Origin of the sequence: Actinokineospora auranticolor (assembly GCF_002934265.1) — a bacterium.
GTDB lineage: Bacteria > Actinomycetota > Actinomycetes > Mycobacteriales > Pseudonocardiaceae > Actinokineospora > Actinokineospora auranticolor.
The window spans coordinates 131,480-150,128 of sequence record NZ_PTIX01000013.1; the positions used below are offsets into that span (position 1 = coordinate 131,480).

At 71.3% G+C, this 18,649-nt stretch carries 14 protein-coding genes; 4 read left to right on the plus strand and 10 right to left on the minus strand.

Annotated elements, in window-relative coordinates; all coding sequences use genetic code 11:
• Positions 1-61: 61 nt before the first annotated feature.
• On the minus strand, positions 62-676 hold the full coding sequence (locus CLV40_RS23095) for a hypothetical protein (protein ID WP_374065081.1): 615 nt from the start codon (positions 674-676) through the stop codon (positions 62-64).
• A 267-nt stretch (positions 677-943) separates the two neighbouring features.
• Positions 944-1,558 carry a VOC family protein gene (locus CLV40_RS23100; protein ID WP_104481063.1) on the minus strand — a complete coding sequence of 205 codons (615 nt, stop codon included), beginning with the start codon at positions 1,556-1,558 and terminating at the stop codon, positions 944-946.
• A 110-nt stretch (positions 1,559-1,668) separates the two neighbouring features.
• On the opposite strand from CLV40_RS23100, the gene CLV40_RS23105 reads away from it, so the two are divergent.
• The 4 genes from CLV40_RS23105 (at position 1,669) to CLV40_RS23115 (ending at position 7,138) form a co-directional block, all read left to right on the plus strand.
• The gene (locus CLV40_RS23105) at positions 1,669-2,505 is read left to right on the plus strand and encodes an alpha/beta fold hydrolase (protein WP_104481064.1); all 837 of its coding nucleotides are present in this window, start codon (positions 1,669-1,671) and stop codon (positions 2,503-2,505) included.
• A gap of 486 nt (positions 2,506-2,991) precedes the next feature.
• Positions 2,992-5,874 (plus strand): alpha/beta fold hydrolase, encoded by a 2,883-nt coding sequence (locus CLV40_RS23110; protein ID WP_146108190.1) that lies wholly within the window; start codon positions 2,992-2,994, stop codon positions 5,872-5,874.
• Positions 5,875-5,996: 122 nt separating this feature from the next.
• Entirely contained in the window at positions 5,997-6,164 is a 168-nt protein-coding gene (locus CLV40_RS38230; protein WP_181043675.1) for a hypothetical protein, read from the plus strand.
• A gap of 167 nt (positions 6,165-6,331) precedes the next feature.
• Positions 6,332-7,138 carry a 2OG-Fe(II)-dependent halogenase WelO5 family protein gene (locus tag CLV40_RS23115; protein WP_104481066.1) on the plus strand — a complete coding sequence of 269 codons (807 nt, stop codon included), beginning with the start codon at positions 6,332-6,334 and terminating at the stop codon, positions 7,136-7,138.
• Between the two features lie 147 nt (positions 7,139-7,285).
• Here CLV40_RS23115 and pptA read toward each other — a convergent pair whose 3' ends face one another.
• The 8 genes from pptA to CLV40_RS23155 form a co-directional block, all read right to left on the minus strand.
• Positions 7,286-7,510 carry a tautomerase PptA gene (pptA, locus tag CLV40_RS39045; RefSeq protein WP_104481067.1) on the minus strand — a complete coding sequence of 75 codons (225 nt, stop codon included), beginning with the start codon at positions 7,508-7,510 and terminating at the stop codon, positions 7,286-7,288.
• Positions 7,511-7,538: 28 nt separating this feature from the next.
• Positions 7,539-11,402, minus strand: coding sequence for an amino acid adenylation domain-containing protein (locus tag CLV40_RS23125; RefSeq protein ID WP_219824076.1), 3,864 nt, complete (start codon positions 11,400-11,402; stop codon positions 7,539-7,541).
• Between the two features lie 173 nt (positions 11,403-11,575).
• Positions 11,576-12,889, minus strand: coding sequence for an MFS transporter (locus tag CLV40_RS23130; protein ID WP_104481069.1), 1,314 nt, complete (start codon positions 12,887-12,889; stop codon positions 11,576-11,578).
• Entirely contained in the window at positions 12,886-14,154 is a 1,269-nt protein-coding gene (locus tag CLV40_RS23135; protein ID WP_104481070.1) for an ATP-grasp domain-containing protein, read from the minus strand. The genes CLV40_RS23130 and CLV40_RS23135 overlap by 4 nt, the downstream gene beginning before the upstream one ends.
• Positions 14,151-15,431, minus strand: coding sequence for an ATP-grasp domain-containing protein (locus tag CLV40_RS23140; RefSeq protein WP_104481071.1), 1,281 nt, complete (start codon positions 15,429-15,431; stop codon positions 14,151-14,153). Before CLV40_RS23140 ends, CLV40_RS23135 begins: the two co-directional genes overlap by 4 nt.
• Positions 15,428-16,384: a PLP-dependent cysteine synthase family protein gene (locus CLV40_RS23145; protein ID WP_104481072.1), complete on the minus strand. Its 957-nt coding sequence runs from the start codon at positions 16,382-16,384 to the stop codon at positions 15,428-15,430. The genes CLV40_RS23140 and CLV40_RS23145 overlap by 4 nt, the downstream gene beginning before the upstream one ends.
• Entirely contained in the window at positions 16,381-17,004 is a 624-nt protein-coding gene (epsC, locus tag CLV40_RS23150) for a serine O-acetyltransferase EpsC (protein WP_104481073.1), read from the minus strand. The genes CLV40_RS23145 and epsC overlap by 4 nt, the downstream gene beginning before the upstream one ends.
• A gap of 208 nt (positions 17,005-17,212) precedes the next feature.
• Entirely contained in the window at positions 17,213-18,427 is a 1,215-nt protein-coding gene (locus CLV40_RS23155) for an MFS transporter (RefSeq protein WP_104481074.1), read from the minus strand.
• Positions 18,428-18,649: the final 222 nt, after the last annotated feature.

Sequence of the window (18,649 nt, forward strand, 5' to 3'; positions counted from 1 at the left end):
CGACGCGGAACCGCCCGCCCACCGTCCTCAGTGGACGACGAGCGGGCGGTTCGGTGGGCACTCAGGGGCAGGGCGGCTGGTAGCCGTCGATGCTCAGACCGCGGAAGGAGATCTTGTTCGCGGTCTTGCCGACGAACACGAAACCGCGCGCCTCGCTCAGCGCCGAGGCGAACGAGTAGGACGGCTGGCCGAGCTCCGGCAGCCAGGTCCAGTTGTCGGCGGCGAAGCTGAAGAACTTCTGCACGACCTGGCCGCCCGTCGAGGGCAGCTTGGTCAGCCACTTGTCGCCGCCGCTCCAGTGCGAGGCGGGGCGCAACTGGACGTACAGGTCGTCGGTGGCGCTGTAGGTCAGCCAGAAGCCGGACGAGCGGGAGAGGTTCGCCTGCGCGTCGAACTTGTTGCCCAGCCAGAGAACGGCGACGTGCCACTCGGCGCCGACGAAGGTCACCTTCGCCGCGTAGCCGCGGCCCTCGCGCACCAGCAGGCTGCCGGTGGCCGGGATCGTCTGGCCCTCACCGGAGGCGATCCACTGCTGGTAGCGGTCGATCGAGGGACCCGTGCACGCACAGATCCGCTTGGCCTCCTGGGACACGTCCGCGTGGGCGACCGCGCCGGACCCCACCAGGGCCACCACGGAAGCCAACGCCGCGAACGTCTTGGCTAATGCGACGGTCACACGACCGCGTGTCGAAGATGCGCGCATTCTCAGGAAGGTAGCACGGACTTCGCGGGAAACGCTGTGCTGCCAACGTTCTCTCGATTGCCATGCGATTCACCGATAGCCGCCGGAGCCCCGGTCGTTCGTCCCTTTCGCGTCATACGGGCGAAGTAGCCGCGGCGGACGTAGTGCGCGGATCTTCGGCGGGCGCCCCCTCGTCGCACTCGGCGTCCTCGGGCGCGGCGTCGACGGGCGGCACCCGGACGCCGGGCGGGTACACGCACATCAGGACGCCGCCGCGACGGTCGTGCCCCAGGTGAAACCGTCCGGGTCGGTGAAGGCGTCGGTGCCGCCGAGGGCGATGCGGTGGGAGCCGGTGCCCTCGGGCGCCACACCGGCGTCCTTGGCGAGGGCCTTGCGGCGGTACAGGGCGAGCTTGACCGGAGCGGTGTCGAACTCGACGTACATCCGGGCGAAGCTCTTGCCCGCGGTCAACCCGTGGTCGAGGTAGAGCTTCTTGCTGGCGACCACATCGGCCACACCGAGCAGCAGCACGACGCTGTCGATCTCGCCGGTGGCCGGGCCGTTCTCCTTCTTCGCCGACGTCGCGACCTTCCAGATGGTGCCGTCCGGGGCCCGCACCACGCCGCCGTGGCCCCACATGGACCTGGTGACGGGCTTGACGACCGTGGCGCCCGCCGCGGCGGCGGCGTCGACCAAGGCGCGGACGTCGGCGGGCCGCGACACCACCAGGGAGAGGGTGAAGCCGCGGAAGCCGGCGGTCGGCGCGTCCGAGGCCCGCAGGCGGAGGCGGTCGCCGAGCCCGAAGGCGGCGTAGAAGCGCTCCGCGGCGGTGACGTCGGTGACTTCCAGGGTGATGTGCTCGAGTGCGTTCGTCATGCCCCAAACGCTAGGCGCGGGCCGGTGACCTGCGCTTCTCCATTCCTGACCGTCTTATCGTTACCTAAACACCCCCAAACAGGGTTGCATGAGGTTGTTAAGGTACTTATATGACCATCTACAAGTCGGAGGCGGGGCAGCGGGAGATCCTGCGCCGCTACGAGCAGACCCTCGCCCACTGGCCGGTCCCGGCGTCCCGAGTCCGGGTACCGACCCGGGAGGGCGAGACGTTCGTGCTGGTGAGCGGCCCGGAGGACGCGCCGCCACTCCTACTCCTGCACGGCTCGGGCTCGAACGCGGCGATGTGGAGGGGCGACGTGGCAGCGTGGTCGGCGCACTTCCGCGTGCACGCCGTCGACATGATCGGTGAACCCGGCCTCTCCTCCCCCGCCCGCCCCCCACTGGACTCGCCCGCCCACGCCCTGTGGCTCGACAACGTCCTCGACCACCTGGGCCTCGACCGGACCGCCATCACCGGCACCTCCCTAGGCGGCTGGCTGGCCCTGGACTACGCGACCCGACGACCGGAGCGGGTGGACCGCCTCGCCCTGCTGTGCCCGGGCGGCCTGGGGCGGCAGAAGGTGGGCTTCCTGTTCAAAGCGTTGCTGTACAAGCCTTTCGGCCGGTGGGGCATGAACCGGTCGTTGAAGGCGGTGGCGGGTGTGGACGTCCGGGAGACACCGGAGGTGGCGGACTACCTGGCCCTGATCTTCACCCACTTCCAGCCGCGCCGGGACCGCCTCCCGGTATTCCCGGACGAGTCCCTGCGCCGACTGACCATGCCGGTACTGGTGATCGTCGGCGCCCACGACGCCATGTTCGACTCCCACGACACCGCACGCCGGACCCGCGGCGCGGTACCGCACGCGGAGGTCCGGATCCTGCCGGACGTCGCGCACTCGATCATCGGCCAGACCGAACCGATCCTGGAGTTCCTGCGCTCCTGAAGGTCCGCGTCCCAGGTGGACCCTCATGGAACCGACCGTCGAACCGCGGCGCCTGTCCGGCAACCTGTCGCCACCACGAACGGGCGGACGTGCACGCGGGTCCGGCCGACGACCCCCTCACCTGGCGCGCCGCGCGTTGCGCCACTTCGGCGTCGAATACGAGCATGTGGTCTACCAGGGGGAAGTCCACCGCCTCAAGGAACACGAGCACCACTCGACCCGCACGACCGAACCAGGACCTGGCTCGACCACCTACTCGGATAAGCCTGCCGGGAATCGCGTGTCCGATATTTGTCCTCGTTGTGCCAAATGCGCAGCACTGCGGATTCCCGACCCTCGGGTTAGGCCCGATGGGTGAAGTGGTTGCTGCCCGTCCCACCACCCGCGAACACAACCGTAACGTGACCGCGCAGACGTACGACATCCCGCGCGACGCGCTATCGGTCCGGTGGCGGCGCGCACCGGGACCAGGAGGTGAACCCCGCGATGACCGCACCCGTCCACATCGTGTTCGTACACGGCTTGTTCTCCTCCCCGGCGGTCTGGAACCGGTTCACCGAGCTTCTCGAGACGGACGAGGAGTTACGCGGGAAAGTCCGGGTCTCCACCTTCGAATACGTGTCGAAGAAATACTCGTTCCGGCCGAGCAGACGAATCCCCAACCTCGACGACGTCGCCGACAAGCTACGCACCACCTACACGACGAAACTCGCCGATGCCGAACGTGTTGTCATCGTCGGCCACAGCCAGGGCGGCTTGGTGGTTCAGCGGTTCGTCACCCGCACACTCAACGACCGACAGGGAACCCAACTCGCCCGGATAAAACACATCGTGTTGTACGCGTGCCCCAACAACGGCTCCCAGTTCATGCTCACGATCCGCAAACTGCTGCTTTTCCGCAACAGCCAGGAACGCGCCCTGCGCCCCTACGCGGACGCGATCGCCGAGACCCAACGCACCGTGGTCCACGCGGTGATCAACGCGACCCGGGTCGGGGACTCCGAGTGCCCCATCCCATTCACCGCGTGCGCGGGCGAGACCGACAACGTGGTGTCGCCCGCGTCCGCCCGCGCGGTCTTCCCGCACACCGAACGGGTCGAGGGCGACCACCGGACGATCATCCAGCCCGATGACCACGACATGCTGGCCTACCGGGTGCTCAGCCAGGTGCTCGCCACCGTCGTCCCGCGACCACACCCCGATCAGCAGATCGCCGAACAGCCCGATCCCGGCCCCGCAGACCGGCCTCGGGCTGCGGCGGAGATCGATCCGCACGCCGCGGGAACCGTGACGCCGCCGTTCGGGCGCCTGCCCAGGCACCTCTACGGGCGCGACAAGGTCGTTGCCGAAGTCCTCACCGATCCGCGCGCCGTGTGGGTGCTCAGCGGCATGGGCGGGTGCGGCAAGAGCAGCGTGGCCCTGGAGATCACCCACCGGGCCCGGCGCGACGGCAGACGAGTCTGGTGGGTCGACGAGACCAGGCTGGCTTCCGGGATGCGCCTGGTGGCCCTCGACCTCGGCGGATCGGAATCGGAGACCGCTCGGGCTTGGCGCCGGGGTACCGGACCGGACCTGGTGTGGCGGCTGTTGGAGGCGTACCCGCACCCCTGGCTGCTGGTGTTCGACAACGTCGACAACACCGAGCGCATGGGCGCGGGAGCGCCGGTGGCCGATGGGACCGGGTGGCTGCGCCCACTGATGAGCGAGCTCGGAGCGGTCCTGGTCACCAGCCGGATCCAGGAGCGGCGGACCTGGGGCCAGTGGTGTGAGCTGCGGGTTCTGCGTGGGCTGGAGCCCGTCGACGGTGCGGCGGTGCTCATGGACCACGTCCCGGAAGCCGGGACGAACGAACAGGCCCGGCTGCTCTCCGCGGACCTGGGCGGGCTTCCGCTGGCGCTGCGGGCGGCGGGCGACTACCTCGACTCCGTGCGGGAGGGCATGCTCCCACCCACCGACGGCATCACGGATTTCGCTACCTACCGCGCGGCGATGCGGGACCGGTTCCAGGCACCCGCGGGTTCTCGGGAATGGGGCGACGAGCCACTCGGGCTGGACCCGGTCCGCGAGGTGTTCCAGCTATCCCTCAACCTGCTCACGGCGAGTGGCGTGCCGCAAGCGCCCGTGCTGCTGAAACTGCTGGGGTGCCTGAGCGTCATGCCGATCCCACACCACTTGCTGCTCGACACCGAGGCCGCGACGGGATCCGCGCTGCTGGGCCGGTTCACCCCGGATGAACGCCGACGCGCGCTCGTAGGGCTGAAACAGCTCGGCTTGGTCTCCCCGCAACCGTTCGAACGGGTGGACGACCCCCGGCTCACCGCCGCGATCTCGCTGCACCCGGTCGTGCACGGGTTGCTGCGCGAGGACCCGCAAGTGCGGGCCCGGCGCGGCGAGTTCTACGGCCTGAACGTGCGGATGATGATCGAGGCCACGGCCGCGCACGAACCCGACCACGCGGAGAACTGGGCGGTGTGGGACATCATCGCCCCACACGCTTTCGAGGTTTGCCGCGCCGTCCTGGTGCGCGGCACGCCGCCCACCGACCGAAAGGTCGTGGCGGATGCCCTCGAGCTGACCCGGCTGACCGTGCGGTACCTCATCGCGATCGGCCTGCTCACCCCGGCGCGCGAACTCCTCGACGGCGTGCTCGGCAGGCTCGACACCATCGGCTTCGACCGCGACGACCGCGAGGTGCTGGGGCCGCGCCACGAGCACGGCCGCATCGAACTGGAGGCGGAGCGCCCGGGCATCGCCGAGCGGGAGTTCCGGGAGGTGGTCGATGCGCGGTCCAAGGTACTCGGCGAGGACCACGCCGACACGCTCGCCAGCAGGCACAAGCTGGCCAAGGCGCTGCTCGAGCAGGCGCGATGGGAAGAGGTCGAGCCACTGCTGCGCTCGATCGTGCGGGCGGAGTACTTCGTGCGCGGCCCGGAGCACCCCGACACGCTGGCCGTGCGGCACAGCCTGGCCCGCACGGTCTACCACCTCGGCGGCCTGACCGAGGCGGAGGCGATGATCCGGGACGTCCTCGAGGTCCGCGAACGGCTCTGGTCGAGGGGCGGCCCGGAAACCCTGGCGGTGTACCGGACGCTGGGGGTGATCCTGCTGAAGTCGGGGCGGGCGCCGGAGGCGGAGCGGGCCTTCAAGACCGCCTTGGCCGCGGTGCGCAAACGCGATTCGCCCATCGCGATGAACCTGCGGTACAGCCTCGCCATGGCGCACCTCGACCTCGGCCGGACCGAAGAGGTGGTGGAGGACCTGGTCGACCTGCTGGCGCACCAGGCGAAAGTGCTGGGACCGGAGCACCAAGCCACGGGCCGGACACGCGAACTTCTGGAGAGGACCAAAGATATGATGACTGACTCTTAGTGGAGTTTTAATCCACTCTTCACTCGATCGAGTACCCTGACGGTGTGGTGTACGGTTGTATCGCGACACGAAAGCGTAGACACGAGGACAGACACAAGGACGCATCAGACAGGAGAACCGATATGGTTGCAGGAAAGCCAGAAGATATGATTATCGGCGCCCGGGAAATCGCGGGCCATGACGAGACATCCGCCTCTCGGCTGGAAATGGCGCAGCGGCTGGTCCGCGAAACACTCGACGCCGACCACGGCGCCATGGAGCTCGACCTGCGGATGTACCGGGGGTGCTGAGCACGACCACGCGTGCGGTTGTTGACAAAAAATGGACCCGCCACGCCGGTTACATTGCTCTATCAGTGGCATTGGCGCAGCTGGGCGTGGAGCCGGGTCGCGCTCCGTGTTACCTTCGCCGCACCGATCGGACGATCGGAAAAGAGTGCGAGGATGTGGAGCGGCCCATGATCTCCGCGGCAACCCATGACCCTTTCTTCACCACCGTCACCTCGTCCGCGTTCCACCGGGACGCCATCGCCGATCTCGCGGCGGGCCGCACCGCCGCGATCCGGGTCCCGGACCTGCTCCCCGCCCACGAGTGCGCCGAGATCATGCGGGCGCTGTCCGAACGGGCGTTCGACACCTACGACACCGACCGGATCCAGCCCGCGGTCATGCGCTGCGGGGTGGGGGTGAGCGACCACCGCGCGGACGGCCGGATCGCGCCGAGCTACTGGACCGCTTTGCTGGCGAGCAGACGAATGTGGCAGGACCTGGACCTGCCGTTCGACCCGTTCGAGCGGTGCCGCACGGCGTTGGGGGCGCACTGGCCGCACCCGGTGCTGGTGGGCCGCTCCGGCGGACGCGAGATGGGCCCCGGCGTGGCCCGCGAACCGAACGGCGGCTTCCAGATCCACTTCGATGACGCGATCCGGGAGTTCACCGGGAACCTGCTGGACGCCAACCTGATCGCGCAGTTCGCGTTCAACCTCTACCTCAGCGTCCCTGACCGGGGCGGCGAGACCGTGATCTGGCGCCACCGCTGGCACCCCGACGACGAACGGCTCCGGCTCCCGCACGCCTCCTACGGCTACGCCGAGTCCGTCGTCGGCGACGCCGAGGCACTGCTGATCCGCCCGGTCGTCGGCGAGGCCCTGCTGCTGGACCCCCGCAACTTCCACGCCGTACGACCGGGCCAGGGCGCGCGCCGGGTCGCCTTGGGGTTCTCCGTGGGCATGGCGGACTCGGGAGAACTCCTGGTGTGGGGATGACCTGCGGCCCCGCCCGCGCACACCCGATGCGCCACCGCCGGTCGATGAGTGACCATAGTGGAGTGAACGAGCGCGGTTCGGTGGACACCACGCCGGTGGGCGGTGTGGTCCTGCCACCGGAGGGGGCCGGTGGCAGGACCACACTGGTCAGTAGCCGGGCTTGCGGATCAGCAGTTCCGCCCGGTCGGTGATCTCCGGACCGTAGACCCGCTCCGTCCAGACCTCCGGCCCCACCGGTTCCAGCGCGATCGACACCGCCTTCTCCTGGCAGCCGAAGGCCTCCATGATGACCGCGGTCAGCGCGGTCGACAGCCGCTCCGTCTGGGCCTCGGTCAGCTCGGCCGGGAAGTGCTTGACATTCACGTGCGGCATGGCTCCTCCTCCTGCGGTCAGGCCGGGGTCAGGACTGGGTCAGGCGCAGTCTGATCCGGCGGACCAGCTCATCGATCAACGGCTCGCGCAGCATCCCGTAGTGGTCCGCGTCGACGTCCACCACCCTGAGGTCCGGCACGTCCAACGCGCTCCGGTCCACGAAGGACGGCAGGTCCCCCCGCGCCCGGAACACCGTCACCGGCGCCGCCACCCGGCGTCGCGCCAGTTCCTCGTCGGTGTAGTCGAAGCGGTACGTGCGGTGCACCACGCGGGCGATGCGGCGGATCAGGTCGAGGCCCAGGTGGTCGAAGTGGGCCGCGATGAACTCGACGAACGTGGTCTCGTCGCGGGTGCGGCGCAGGCACTCCTCCAGCAGCGGACCCGAGACGGCGCCCGCGAAGACGGAGAACAGGATCGTCACGTACGTCCGGTTCCGCCACCCCGTGGCCCGGTCGAGGGAATCCCCGACCCTGGGCGAGCCCGGGGCCAGCAGGAACAGGTTCTCCACCCGCTCCCCCGCCAGCTCCAACTGGTGCGCCGCCTCGAACGCCACCCGGGCGCCGAAGGAGTAGCCCCACAGCGTGTACGGCCCGCGCGGCTGGTTGCGGCGGATCAGCTCCAGGTCCCGCGCCGCCATCTCGCCGATGTCCGGGTACGCGGTCTCGCCCTCGTTGATCCCGAACGCCTGCACCCCGTAGAACGGCCGCCCGATGCCCGCCCGCGCCGCCAGCAGCCGCAGGTTCATCGTGTACCCGCCGAGACCGGGCCAGCAGTGCACCGCCTCCAGCGAACCCGCCGCGGACAGCCGGACGACCCGGGAAGTCTCCTCCGCGCGCCCACCGTCGACCACCGCCGAGAGCGCCTCCACCGTCGGCGCGTCGAAGACCACCTGGAGCGGCAGGGAGGTCCCGAACTCCTTGTTGACCCGGTTGACGATCCCGACCGCCAGCAGCGAGTTGCCGCCCGCCTCGAAGAAGTCGTGCTGCACCGACACGACCTCCACCTTCATCAGCGCCTTCCAGATCTCCCCGATCCGGCGCTCGGTGTCGGTGCGCGGGGCGACCACGGGGCGGTCGACCTCGTCGGCCTCGGCCAGGTCCGACTCGGCCAGCACCCGGGTGTCGATCTTGCCGTTGGCCGTGCACGGCAGCCGGTCCAGCACGACGACCTTGTTCGGCATCATGTAGTCCGGCAGGAAGGACCGCAGGTCGTCGCGGATGATCTCGGTGGGGCCGCGCATGTGCACGGCGTCCTCCTTCATGCCCCGGTGCCGGACCTGCTCATCGCTGATCTTGCCACCGATGAAGAAGTACGACGGCCCCACCGGCAGCCCGCGCGCCTCCAGCAGCGCCACCAGCCTGCGGTGCGCGGGCAGGTCGTTGCCGGACTTGGAGCTGTACCCCGACGACATCAGCCCCAGCCCGGACCGCAGCCCCTGCAACCGGTGCAGCACCCGCCCCAGCTCGAGGTAGGCGCGCCACTCCTGCGCGGTCCGGCTCACCAGCGCGATGCCGAAGCTGGCCCGCTGGTAGGACTGCTGGTTGATCGCGATCACGTGCTTGCGCTCGATGACCCCGCCGCCCTCCGGCACCAGGTCGCCCCCGGCCAGCCGGTACAGCCCGGCGGGCAGGTCGGCGATCTTGTCCGGGTGCGCCTGCACGTACACGTCCACCGGCTCGGCCACCGGCGCCGGGTGGCTCGGCACGATCCCGAACGCGCCGAGGTAGTAGTCCTCGTCGGCGACCTCCAGGTGGTCCTTGACCGCCGGGTCGTACGGCGCGGCGCGCACGGTCAGGCCGTGCGCGGGCAGGATCTGCTCCCACAGCCCGACCATGTGGCCCGCCTCGATCTCCAGCACCTCCTGGATGTTGAGCTTGTACACCGGTTCGATGGCCCGCCGCTTGCCGACGAAGTGCAGCCGGGCGCGCGGCTTGCCGAACGACGTGGTCGCCTTGGGGCGCACCAGGTACAGCCGGTGCTCGACCGGGTGGTGGTAGTAGAACCCGGACGCCAGCCCGAACAGCCCGTCGACCTCCAGGTAGGTCTGGGCCGCGTAGAGCGACCCCGGCGAGGCGTAGCCGTACTTGGGCAGCAGCCGCTTGGTGCTGTGGAACTGGCCGAACATGCGCAGCAGCGTCCCCAGCTCGGCCAGGTCGACCTCGGCCGGGTCGCGCGGGGCGGCGGCGCGCGGCGGCGGGGCCAGCAGCAGGTCGAGGATGTCCTGCCGGGACACCGAACCGCCGTTGTAGAAGCGGTACGACTTGCGGGCGAACACGGCCCGGCGTTGCAGCGGCGTCGCTTCCGCGCCCGGTAAGTCCACTGCGGACTTCCGGCGCAGCTCCGACGGCTCCCGCACGCCCGGGTTGGACAGCTGCGCGCGGATCTGCAGCCTGCTGGCCTTGGACTGGTGGTGCGAGCCGTGCGCGCCCTGGTCCATCAGCGCGGCTTCGCGCGGGTTCAGCTCCACGAAGGCGACCAGGTTCTGGAACCCGGTGCGCGGGTCGTCGCGCACCACCACGGCCGCGTGCTTGATCCACTCGTGGGTCTCCAGCGCCAGCCGCACCTCGTCGAGCTCGATGCGGAACCCGCGCAGCTTCACCTGGTTGTCGGTGCGGCCGACGAACACCGCGGTGCCGTCGGGGTTCCAGTACGCCAGGTCCCCGGTGCGGTACAGCCGCGGTGAGCCGAAGTCGGCGGCGAACGGGTTGTGCACGAACCGCTCGGCGGTCAGGTCCGGCTTGCCCAGGTAGCCCCGGGCCAGCTGGGCGCCGCCGATGTACAGCTCGCCGATCTCCCCCACCGCCACGGGATTCCGGTCCCCGTCGAGGATGTGGTACTGGGTGTTGTGCACGGGCGTGCCGATGGGCACCGTGGGTGGGCCGTCGGCGACCGTGGCCGGGTCGACCCGGTGCGACGACGAGTTGATGGTGCACTCGGTCGGCCCGTACAGGTTGACCAGGTCGCGGCCGGGGAATTCGGCGAAGAACCGCTGCGCCAAGGTCCGCGACAGCGCCTCGCCGCCGCAGAACACCTGGGCGAGCGTGGCGCACTCGGCCATCCGCTCGGTGTCGAGCATGGCCTGCAGCAGCGTCGGCACGCACTGCAGCGTGGTCACGCCGTGCGCCTTGATGGTGTCCACCAACGCCTCCGGGTCCCGGTGCACACCGGGTTCCCCGACGACGACCGTGGCGCCGCAGGCCGCCCCGAGCAGCTCCCACTGCGCGGCGTCGAAGCTCACCGGGGTCTTCTGCACCAGCACGCGGCGCTCGTCGATGCCGTGCTCGTCGCGGATCCACGCCAGCTGCGCGGCGATGGCCCGGTGCTCGATCATCGCGCCCTTGGGCTTGCCGGTGCTGCCGGAGGTGTAGATGACGTACGCCAGGTCGCCCGGCCGCGGCTCCTCCTCGGCCGTCAGCGGCTCGGCGGTGCTCGCCAGGGCCTGCTCCACGGTGACGACCCGGGTGTGCGGGGGCACCAGCGCGGACAGCCGCTCGACCAGCGCGTCCTGGGTGAGGACCAGGCCGCCGCCGAAGTCCTCGATCATGTAGCGCAGCCGGTCCTGGGGGTAGTCGGGGGCCAGCGGCAGGTACGCGCCGCCCGCGTGCAGCACCCCCCACGCGCCGACGACCAGGTCCACCGACGGCTCGACGAACAGGCCGACGGACTCGTCGCGCCGCACGCCCAGCGAGCGCAGGTGCGCGCCGAGGCGGCGGGCCCGCTCGGACAGCTCCCGGAAGGTCACCCGCTGGTCGCCCCGCAGGACGGCGGGGTCGGCGCCGCGCAACCGGACCTGTTCGTCGAGCAGGTGCACCAGCGTCCGCTCCGGACGGTCCCGCCGCGTCCGGTTGAACCCCGCGGTGACGGCGTCGACCTGCGGCAAGGTGTGTTTCACGTGCGACCCCCTTCGTGGACAACGGCTACACGCCAAGGTTGGGGATCGACGCTGTCCGTCCGCCATCGACCGCCTATCGGTCACGGTAGAGGACAAACACCAAACGCCGGGTGCGTGAACCCGTTAACTGGTAACGGATTCACGCACCCGGCGTATAGTCCATAAAGGACTCGTCAACGCACGGAGACCGACCGGGCCGACACGATGGTTTCAACCGCAACAGGTCCACCGACGACAGGTTCGCCCATCACGGTTTCCACCGGACGCGGCACGGCGGCGGTGACCACCGCCTTCGGCCGCACCGCGTCCGCGGGCAAGCGCGGCTCAAGCCGCACCATGGCGGCGGCCGAGCCGACCACACCGGCGGCCAGGACCAGCCACATGCCGATCGCCGACGCGGACAGCAGCGCGGTCAGCACCGCCGGGGCCAGCGCCGTGGGAATGGCCCACGAGAACTGGTAAACCGACAGGTGCCGCCCGCGCGTCTCGACCGGCGCGGCCGAGGACACCAGCGCCGACGCGGTGGCGCCGTGCATCAGCTCGCCCGCGGTGAACAGCGCCGTGGCCACGAACGAGCCGACCAGCAGCACCGCCGTCGCCGAGGACACCGCGCCGAGCAAGGCGAACAGCACGAACGACGCGCCGATCACCAGCGCGCCCAGCGCGGTGGCCCGGGTGCGGCGGTAGCGCACCAGCATCCGGGTGACCGGGATCTGCAGCACCGCGATGCCGATGGTGTTCACCGCGTAGAGCGCGCCGACCAGACCGGTCGCGGCGTGCAGCTGCTGGGTGATGTACACCGGCAGCGCCACCGCCAGCACCATGTACCCGAACGCGATCGGCACGTTGACCAGCGCCAGGGCGAGGAACGGCTTGTTCGCGAACACCTCGCGGTAGCCGCCCTTGATCGCGGCCCGACCGCGCCGACCGCGCGCGGGCAGCGGGATGGTGCCGATGATCACCGCGGCGGCCAGGTACGCGACCCCGGTGGCCAGCACGATCCCCGTGTAGGCCGCGTCGCTGCCGATGGTCAGCGCGCCGCCCGCGGCGAGGCCGCCGAGGCCCAAGCCCGCGTTGCGCATGCTGCGCTGCGCGGCCAGCAGCTTGTCCCGCGCCGTGCCCTCGGCGATCTCGGCGACCAGCGCCTGGATCGACGGTGGGAACGAGCCGTCGCCGACCGCCACCAGGGCGACCGCCAGGAACATCGTGGTCGCCGAGTCGACCAGCGGGTAGGCGGCGAACCCGACGGCCCGCAGCACGTACCCGCCGACCACCACCGACCGCGCGCCCAGCCGGTCCACCAGCGTGCCCGCGATCGGGTTGCCGACCAGCGCGAACAGCGCCCCGGCCGTCATGACCACCCCGACCTGGGCGATGGGCATGCCGGTGACGTGGTGGAAGTACAGCAGCGACAGCGGCAGGTACAGCCCCGCCCCGGTCGCGTCCACCGCCATCCCGACCAGGTACCGCGTCCTCGACCCGCTCATGACCGCGCCCCTTCCCCGAATTCCCCGACCGCCTCGATCACCGTCTCCGCCTCGAACCGCGCCCCCAGGGCGCGCAGCCGCGACTCGGCCTCCGCCCGGTCCGCGCCGGTGGCCACGGCCGCGAGCAGGAAGTCCGCCGAGCCGGCCGCCGGTGGGATGACCCCACCGGGCTCGGCGTAGCGCCAGAACCTCGACACCCACGGCTCGGTCGGCGGCTCCGGCACCGACCGCACCGCGCCGGGGCGCTTCATCATCAGCACCTGCCCGCTCATCCGGGCGGGGCGTGGCGGCGGGCCACCGGCCAGGGTGTCGGCCAGCAGCGGCAGGTCGAGCCCGACCTGCGCGCGGGTGACGTACTCGCCCAGGTTGACCCCGAAGATCGCGGCCGCCACCTCGCGGATCTTCGCCCCGCCCGGCCGGGACCCGATCTCGCAGACCACGAGCCGGTCGTCCGGGGTGTGGAAGACCTCGGCGTGGAAGGCGTGCTCGGTGAGCCTGCCGTTGGTCAGGCGCAGCGCCGCGATCGTCCGCTCGGCCAGGGCCAGCAGCCGCGCCGAGAGCGGGTCGTCGACGTCGAGGGTCAGGTCGATCCGGGCGCCCGGGTCGGTGCCGAAGGACGACAGCTCGTACTGGTACTGCGACGCCCACGCCAGCACGATCCGGCCGCCGACCACCAGACCGTCCACATGGCACATACGCCCCGGGACGAACGCCTCCACCAGAACGGGTTCGGGGAAGGGCACCAGGTCTGCGCGTTCGGGCAAGATCCGCAAACCGATCGCGTTGTACCCCGCCACGTCCTTGACCACGACCGGGTAGCCGTGCTCGTCGGCGAACTCCCAGACCTCCTCGGGCGCGCGCACGACCGCGTGCTCGGCCACCTCGATGCCCGCGGCGACGAGCATCCGCTTCATCAGCGCCTTGTCCCGGTACGGCAGCACGTCGGCGGGCCACGCCCCGGCCAGCCCCAGGTGCTCGCGCACCCTGGCGGCGACCAGCACGTCCCCCTCGTGGTGCGCGACGACCGCGCTGACCTCGAACTTCTCGGCCAACGCGAGCGCGATTCGGAACAGTTCCTCCTCGTCGGAGAAATCGGGCAGGAGTTCCAGGCGCGTCACGCCGGGGTGGTCGGCGGGAATCGCCTCCCCCGCCGCGAGGATCCGATCCCGGGCGGCCAGCACAATGACCTCCCCCGGGTAATCCGCCAGCCAGGACCCGTACGGGAAGGGCTCGAACGGGTTGCGGTGCACGACCAGGACGCTCACACCGACACCGCCTCGGCGATCCCGGCGACCCGCGCCCGACGCGCCCCGGCGGGGGTCTGCACCCGGATGTCGAGCACCTCGTCGACCAGCCGCGCGGCCGCCTCGAGAGCCGCGTCGGTGTCCTCGGCGGCGACCGCGACCAGGCCCAACCGGTCCCAGTTGTCACGCAATGCGCGCACCTCGTCCCCGGGCTTGGCGGAGATCCGGACGACCAGCACGCCGTCCTGCACGGTGGCCGCGGTCACCCCGTCGACGGAGGTCACCACGCCCGGCTCGCCGACCACGGCCCGGGTGCTCGCCCCGGCGTACGCGACCGGCCGGTCCGGCAGCTGCGGCACCAGCCCGAACGGCCAGCCGACGGAGTAGGACACCAGGTCGACCCCGTACGCGGCCTGCACCAGCTCCGGGATGGCGTCACCCGCCACCCGGTTGTGGCTCTCGATCACCGCGACCCCGCGCGAGCCGACCCGCACCTCGGTGTGCGCCACGCCGTCGCGCAGGCCCATCTCGGTGAGGAACCGCGGCACCTCGGCGCGGATCCGGTCCTCGTCGTCGGCGCTGATCCGGGCGGGCACGGCGTGGCCCAGCTCGGCGTAGCAGTCCGGGTCGCTGAACTTCTCGGTCACCGCGACGACCACGTGCCGACCGGCGAAGGAGAACGTCTCCACGCTGTACTCGGGCCCGTCGAGGTACTGCTCCATGAGGAACTCGCCGAGCACGAACAGCGTGGACACCCGGTCGGTGCGGGTGCCGCGCAGCCGGGCGACCAGCGCCCAGGCCCGGTCCAGGTCGGCCGGGCCGTCCACGCGCAGCACGCCGATGCCCGCGGTGGCGTCGGTCGGCTTGACGATGAACGGGTAGCCGTAGCGGGCGGCGAACGCGTCCAGGTCGGTGCGCTGCTCCAGCGGCTCCGCGCCGACCGCGTCCGGGTCGTGCCGGGCCAGGTGCGCGCGCATGGCGAGCTTGTCCCGGAACCGGCGGGTGACGTCGAGGCCGGTGCCGCCGAGGCCGTAGCGGTCGTTGATCCGGCCCGCGTTGTCCAGGCCGGGCTCGGTCAGCGACACCACGGCGTCGAACCCGTGGATGTCCCACAGCTCCTCGACGACCGGCTCGACCGCGGCCCACCTGGTGAAGTCGACGACGCGCAGCACGTCGGCGGCGGCCTCCTGCACGGGCGTGACCTTGGTCGGGTGTTGCAGGAGCAGCACGGCGAGGCCCAGGTCCTTCGCCTTGACGACGGTCTCGTCGGTGCCCCCCACCAGCAGCAGCGTGCTCATCGGTCGGTTCCCTTCGGTGCGGTGGCCGACCCGGGGAAGCTGAGGTAGCGCTCGCCGGTGTCGGGCAGGATGGTGACGACGGTCTTGTCCGCGTTCTCGGGGCGGGCGGCGACCCGCAGCGCGGCGTGGGTGGCGGCGCCGGAGGAGATCCCGGCCAGCACCCCGACCCGGCGGGCGAGCCACCGGGCGGTGTCGGCGGCCTCGGCGTCCGCCACGGTGAGCACCTCGTCGATCAGCGCGACGTCGGTGGTGTCGGCGACGAAGCCGCCGTTGAGACCGGGGATCGCGTGGCTGCCGCCGATCCCCCGCGACAGCACCGGCGAGCCCTCCGGCTCGACGGCGATGGCGCGGACCAGCGGGTTCCGCTCCTTGAGGTAGCGCGCGGTGCCGCAGAGCGTGCCGCCGGTGCCGACCCCGCAGACCAGGATGTCGACGCTGCCCGCGCTGTCCTCCCAGATCTCCGGTCCGGTGGACTCGTAGTGCGCGGCGAGGTTGTCCGGGTTGGCGTGCTGCCGCGGGAACCACGACCCGGGGGTGGCGTCGTGCAGCTCCTGGGCGCGGTCGATGCAGCCCTGGTAGCGCAGCTCGGCGGGGGTCTGCACGACCTCGGCGCCCAGCGCCCGCAGCAGCCCGATCCGCTCGGCGGTGGCGTTGTCCGGCAGCACGATGACGCACCGGTAGCCGCGCGCCGCGCTCAGCGCCGCCAGCGCGATGCCGGTGTTGCCCGAGGTGGCCTCGATGACCACACCGGACCCGGGGGTCAGGTGCCCGTCGCGCTCGGCGCCGCGCAGCATCCACAGCGCGGCCCGGTCCTTGACGCTGGCGGCCGGGTTGGCCGACTCCAGCTTGGCCAGCACCCGGGCACCGGTCGACGGCAACCGCAGCAGCGGGGTGCCCCCGACCAGCTCGTCGATGCGCTCGGCGACCCGCTGTCGGGCCAGTAAGGCGGTCATGACGCTTTCCTCCGGGGGGTGCGGTGCGACTGGCGGGGCGTGATGGTGGCGACGGGGGCCAGCGCGGTGGCGCCGTCGGGCACGTCGGCGACGATGAGCGCCTGGGCGCCGATGACCGCGCCGTGGCCGATGCGGACCGGGCCGAGCACGGTGGCGTTGGCGCCGAGGATGACCCCGTCGCCGACCTCGGGGTGGCGGCGCTCGCCGTCGGGGCGGCGGTTGTCCCGCCACCAGCCGACGGCGCCGAGGGTGACCTGGTGGTAGATGGTCACGTCGTCGCCGACCACGGCGGTCTCGCCGATGACGACGGCGGAGCCGTGGTCGATCAGCACCCGCCTGCCGACCCGGGCGCCCGGGTGGATCTCGACGCCGGTGACGGCGCGGACCAGCAGCATCAGGGTCCGGGCGGGCAGCCGCAGGCCGACGCCGTGCAGCCGGTGCGCGATCCGGTGCGCCCACAGCGCGGTCAGCGCCGGGTGCAGCAGGCCCTCGGCTCGGCTGCGGATCGACGGGTCGCGCCCGACCACGGTGTCCCAGTCCTCGGCGCACAGCCGCAGCAGGCCGGGCCCCGGCTCCCGCGCGATGCCCACTACCGGTGCGGCCCTGGTGACCCGGTCCATTGGCGTTCCTCCCGTCCAGCCGTGCGCCGAACCCCTCGGCCCGCTCAGCGTGCGCGCGGGTGCTTTGGGTCGGCTTTTCGCCGGGAGGCGGCCATCAATAGCGAACCGATAGCGGTCTTTCCCGCAGGTCAGAGCACTGAAAGCGCAGAAGAGGCCGATGTCCGCGCCACCTGGGTGGCGCGGACATCGGCCTCGTCGTACTACGCGGTCAGACGGTCGCGGGTCGGGTGCGGCGGGCCCAGGCCACAGCCGGGGCGGTGGCCAGCGAGGCCAGCAGGAACAGCCCGCCGAGCACCAGCCAGCCGACGGCGCCGCCCCCGATCACCAGCGCGGTCAGCAGCAGCGGCCCGACGGTCCTGGCCACCGAGATGCCGCTGCCGAAGAAGCCCTGGTACTGCCCGTGCCTGCCCTCGGGGGCCAGCCCGAAGCTGACCTCCCAGAAGCCGGAGGCGAGCATCATCTCGCCGACGGCCTGCAAGAGCGCGCCCGCGAGCAGCACCGCGACCGCCGCCCACGCCGCCAGTCCCCCGGCGGACAGGGCGAACACCGCGCACGCCGCGAGCAGCAGCACACCCGACACGCGCACCATCCGCACGGCGCTGTCCAGGTCGGTCACCCGGTTGGCCACCGAGACCTGGAACAGCACCACGGTGACGGTGTTGACGACCATGAGCCCGGCGACCATCCAGCGCGGCGCGGCGGTGTGCTCGACCACCCACAGCGGCAGCACGACGCTGAGCAGCGGCATGTACAGCATCATCACCGAGTTCAGCACGGTGATGACCGCGTACGGTCGGTCGCGCAACACGCCCAGCGCCGGTTCACCATCGCCTGCCCGTTCCACCCCGGGCACCAGCGGCAGCCGCCGCAGCACCAGCGCGGCACCCAGGAAGGTCAGCGCGTCGAGGGCGAAGGCCGACAGGTAGGCCGCCTCGGTGTCGAATTGCAGCGCGACGCCGCCGACCGCCGCGCCGATCGCGATCCCCGCGTTGGCGGTGGATTGCAGGTACGCCCGGGCCTTGGTCCGGCCCGCCGCGTCCACCACCCCCGCCAGCAGGGCCTGCCGGGACGCCACGAGCCCGCACTGGCACACCGTGTAGACGCAGGCCGCCACCAGGAAAGCCGGGAACGAGCGGGCCAGCGCGAAGCCCGCCACGGCCACCGCGGTGGCCACCGCGAGCAGCACCGCGACACCGCGCGGCCCCCGCCGGTCGGCGAGGTGCCCGAGCGGCACCCCCGCCAGCGTGCCCAGTGCCCAGCCCAGGGTCAGACCGAACCCGACCTGGGTTGGGGACAATCCCACAATACGGGTGAAATAGAGCGTCGAGCAGACATAATAGGCACCGTCCCCGATGGAATTGGTCAGTTGGGCTAGGGCGAGTCCCCTGGATGGTCCAGCAGGCGGAACGAATCTCCGGAACACTTCTCTCCTTCCCCACGCCGCGTGCGATAATCATGGACGCGAACCAGGACCGGCCACAGTGGAGTGGTACCAAGTGACCTTTCGCTGGATGAGTGTGAAAATTTCCACCCCCGACACCCGGTTTGGTCGGGGTGTACGACCGAGCCAAACGGCCCACGACACCGCGCCGCCCGCCACGCGCGACTGACACGGACCTTGTGGACACACGGAGGGACGAGCACG

Bases quoted from the DNA above. Each gene is read 5' to 3' on its own strand.
- CLV40_RS23105 (WP_104481064.1), top strand. From the start codon at position 1,669: ATGACCATCTACAAGTCGGAGGCGGGGCAGCGGGAGATCCTGCGCCGC.
- CLV40_RS23130 (WP_104481069.1), bottom strand. From the start codon at position 12,889: ATGAGCGGGTCGAGGACGCGGTACCTGGTCGGGATGGCGGTGGACGCG.
- CLV40_RS23110 (WP_146108190.1), top strand. From the start codon at position 2,992: ATGACCGCACCCGTCCACATCGTGTTCGTACACGGCTTGTTCTCCTCC.
- CLV40_RS23140 (WP_104481071.1), bottom strand. From the start codon at position 15,431: ATGAGCACGCTGCTGCTGGTGGGGGGCACCGACGAGACCGTCGTCAAG.
- epsC (WP_104481073.1), bottom strand. From the start codon at position 17,004: ATGGACCGGGTCACCAGGGCCGCACCGGTAGTGGGCATCGCGCGGGAG.
- CLV40_RS23100 (WP_104481063.1), bottom strand. From the start codon at position 1,558: ATGACGAACGCACTCGAGCACATCACCCTGGAAGTCACCGACGTCACC.
- CLV40_RS23115 (WP_104481066.1), top strand. From the start codon at position 6,332: ATGATCTCCGCGGCAACCCATGACCCTTTCTTCACCACCGTCACCTCG.
- CLV40_RS38230 (WP_181043675.1), top strand. From the start codon at position 5,997: ATGGTTGCAGGAAAGCCAGAAGATATGATTATCGGCGCCCGGGAAATC.
- CLV40_RS23145 (WP_104481072.1), bottom strand. From the start codon at position 16,384: ATGACCGCCTTACTGGCCCGACAGCGGGTCGCCGAGCGCATCGACGAG.
- pptA (WP_104481067.1), bottom strand. From the start codon at position 7,510: ATGCCGCACGTGAATGTCAAGCACTTCCCGGCCGAGCTGACCGAGGCC.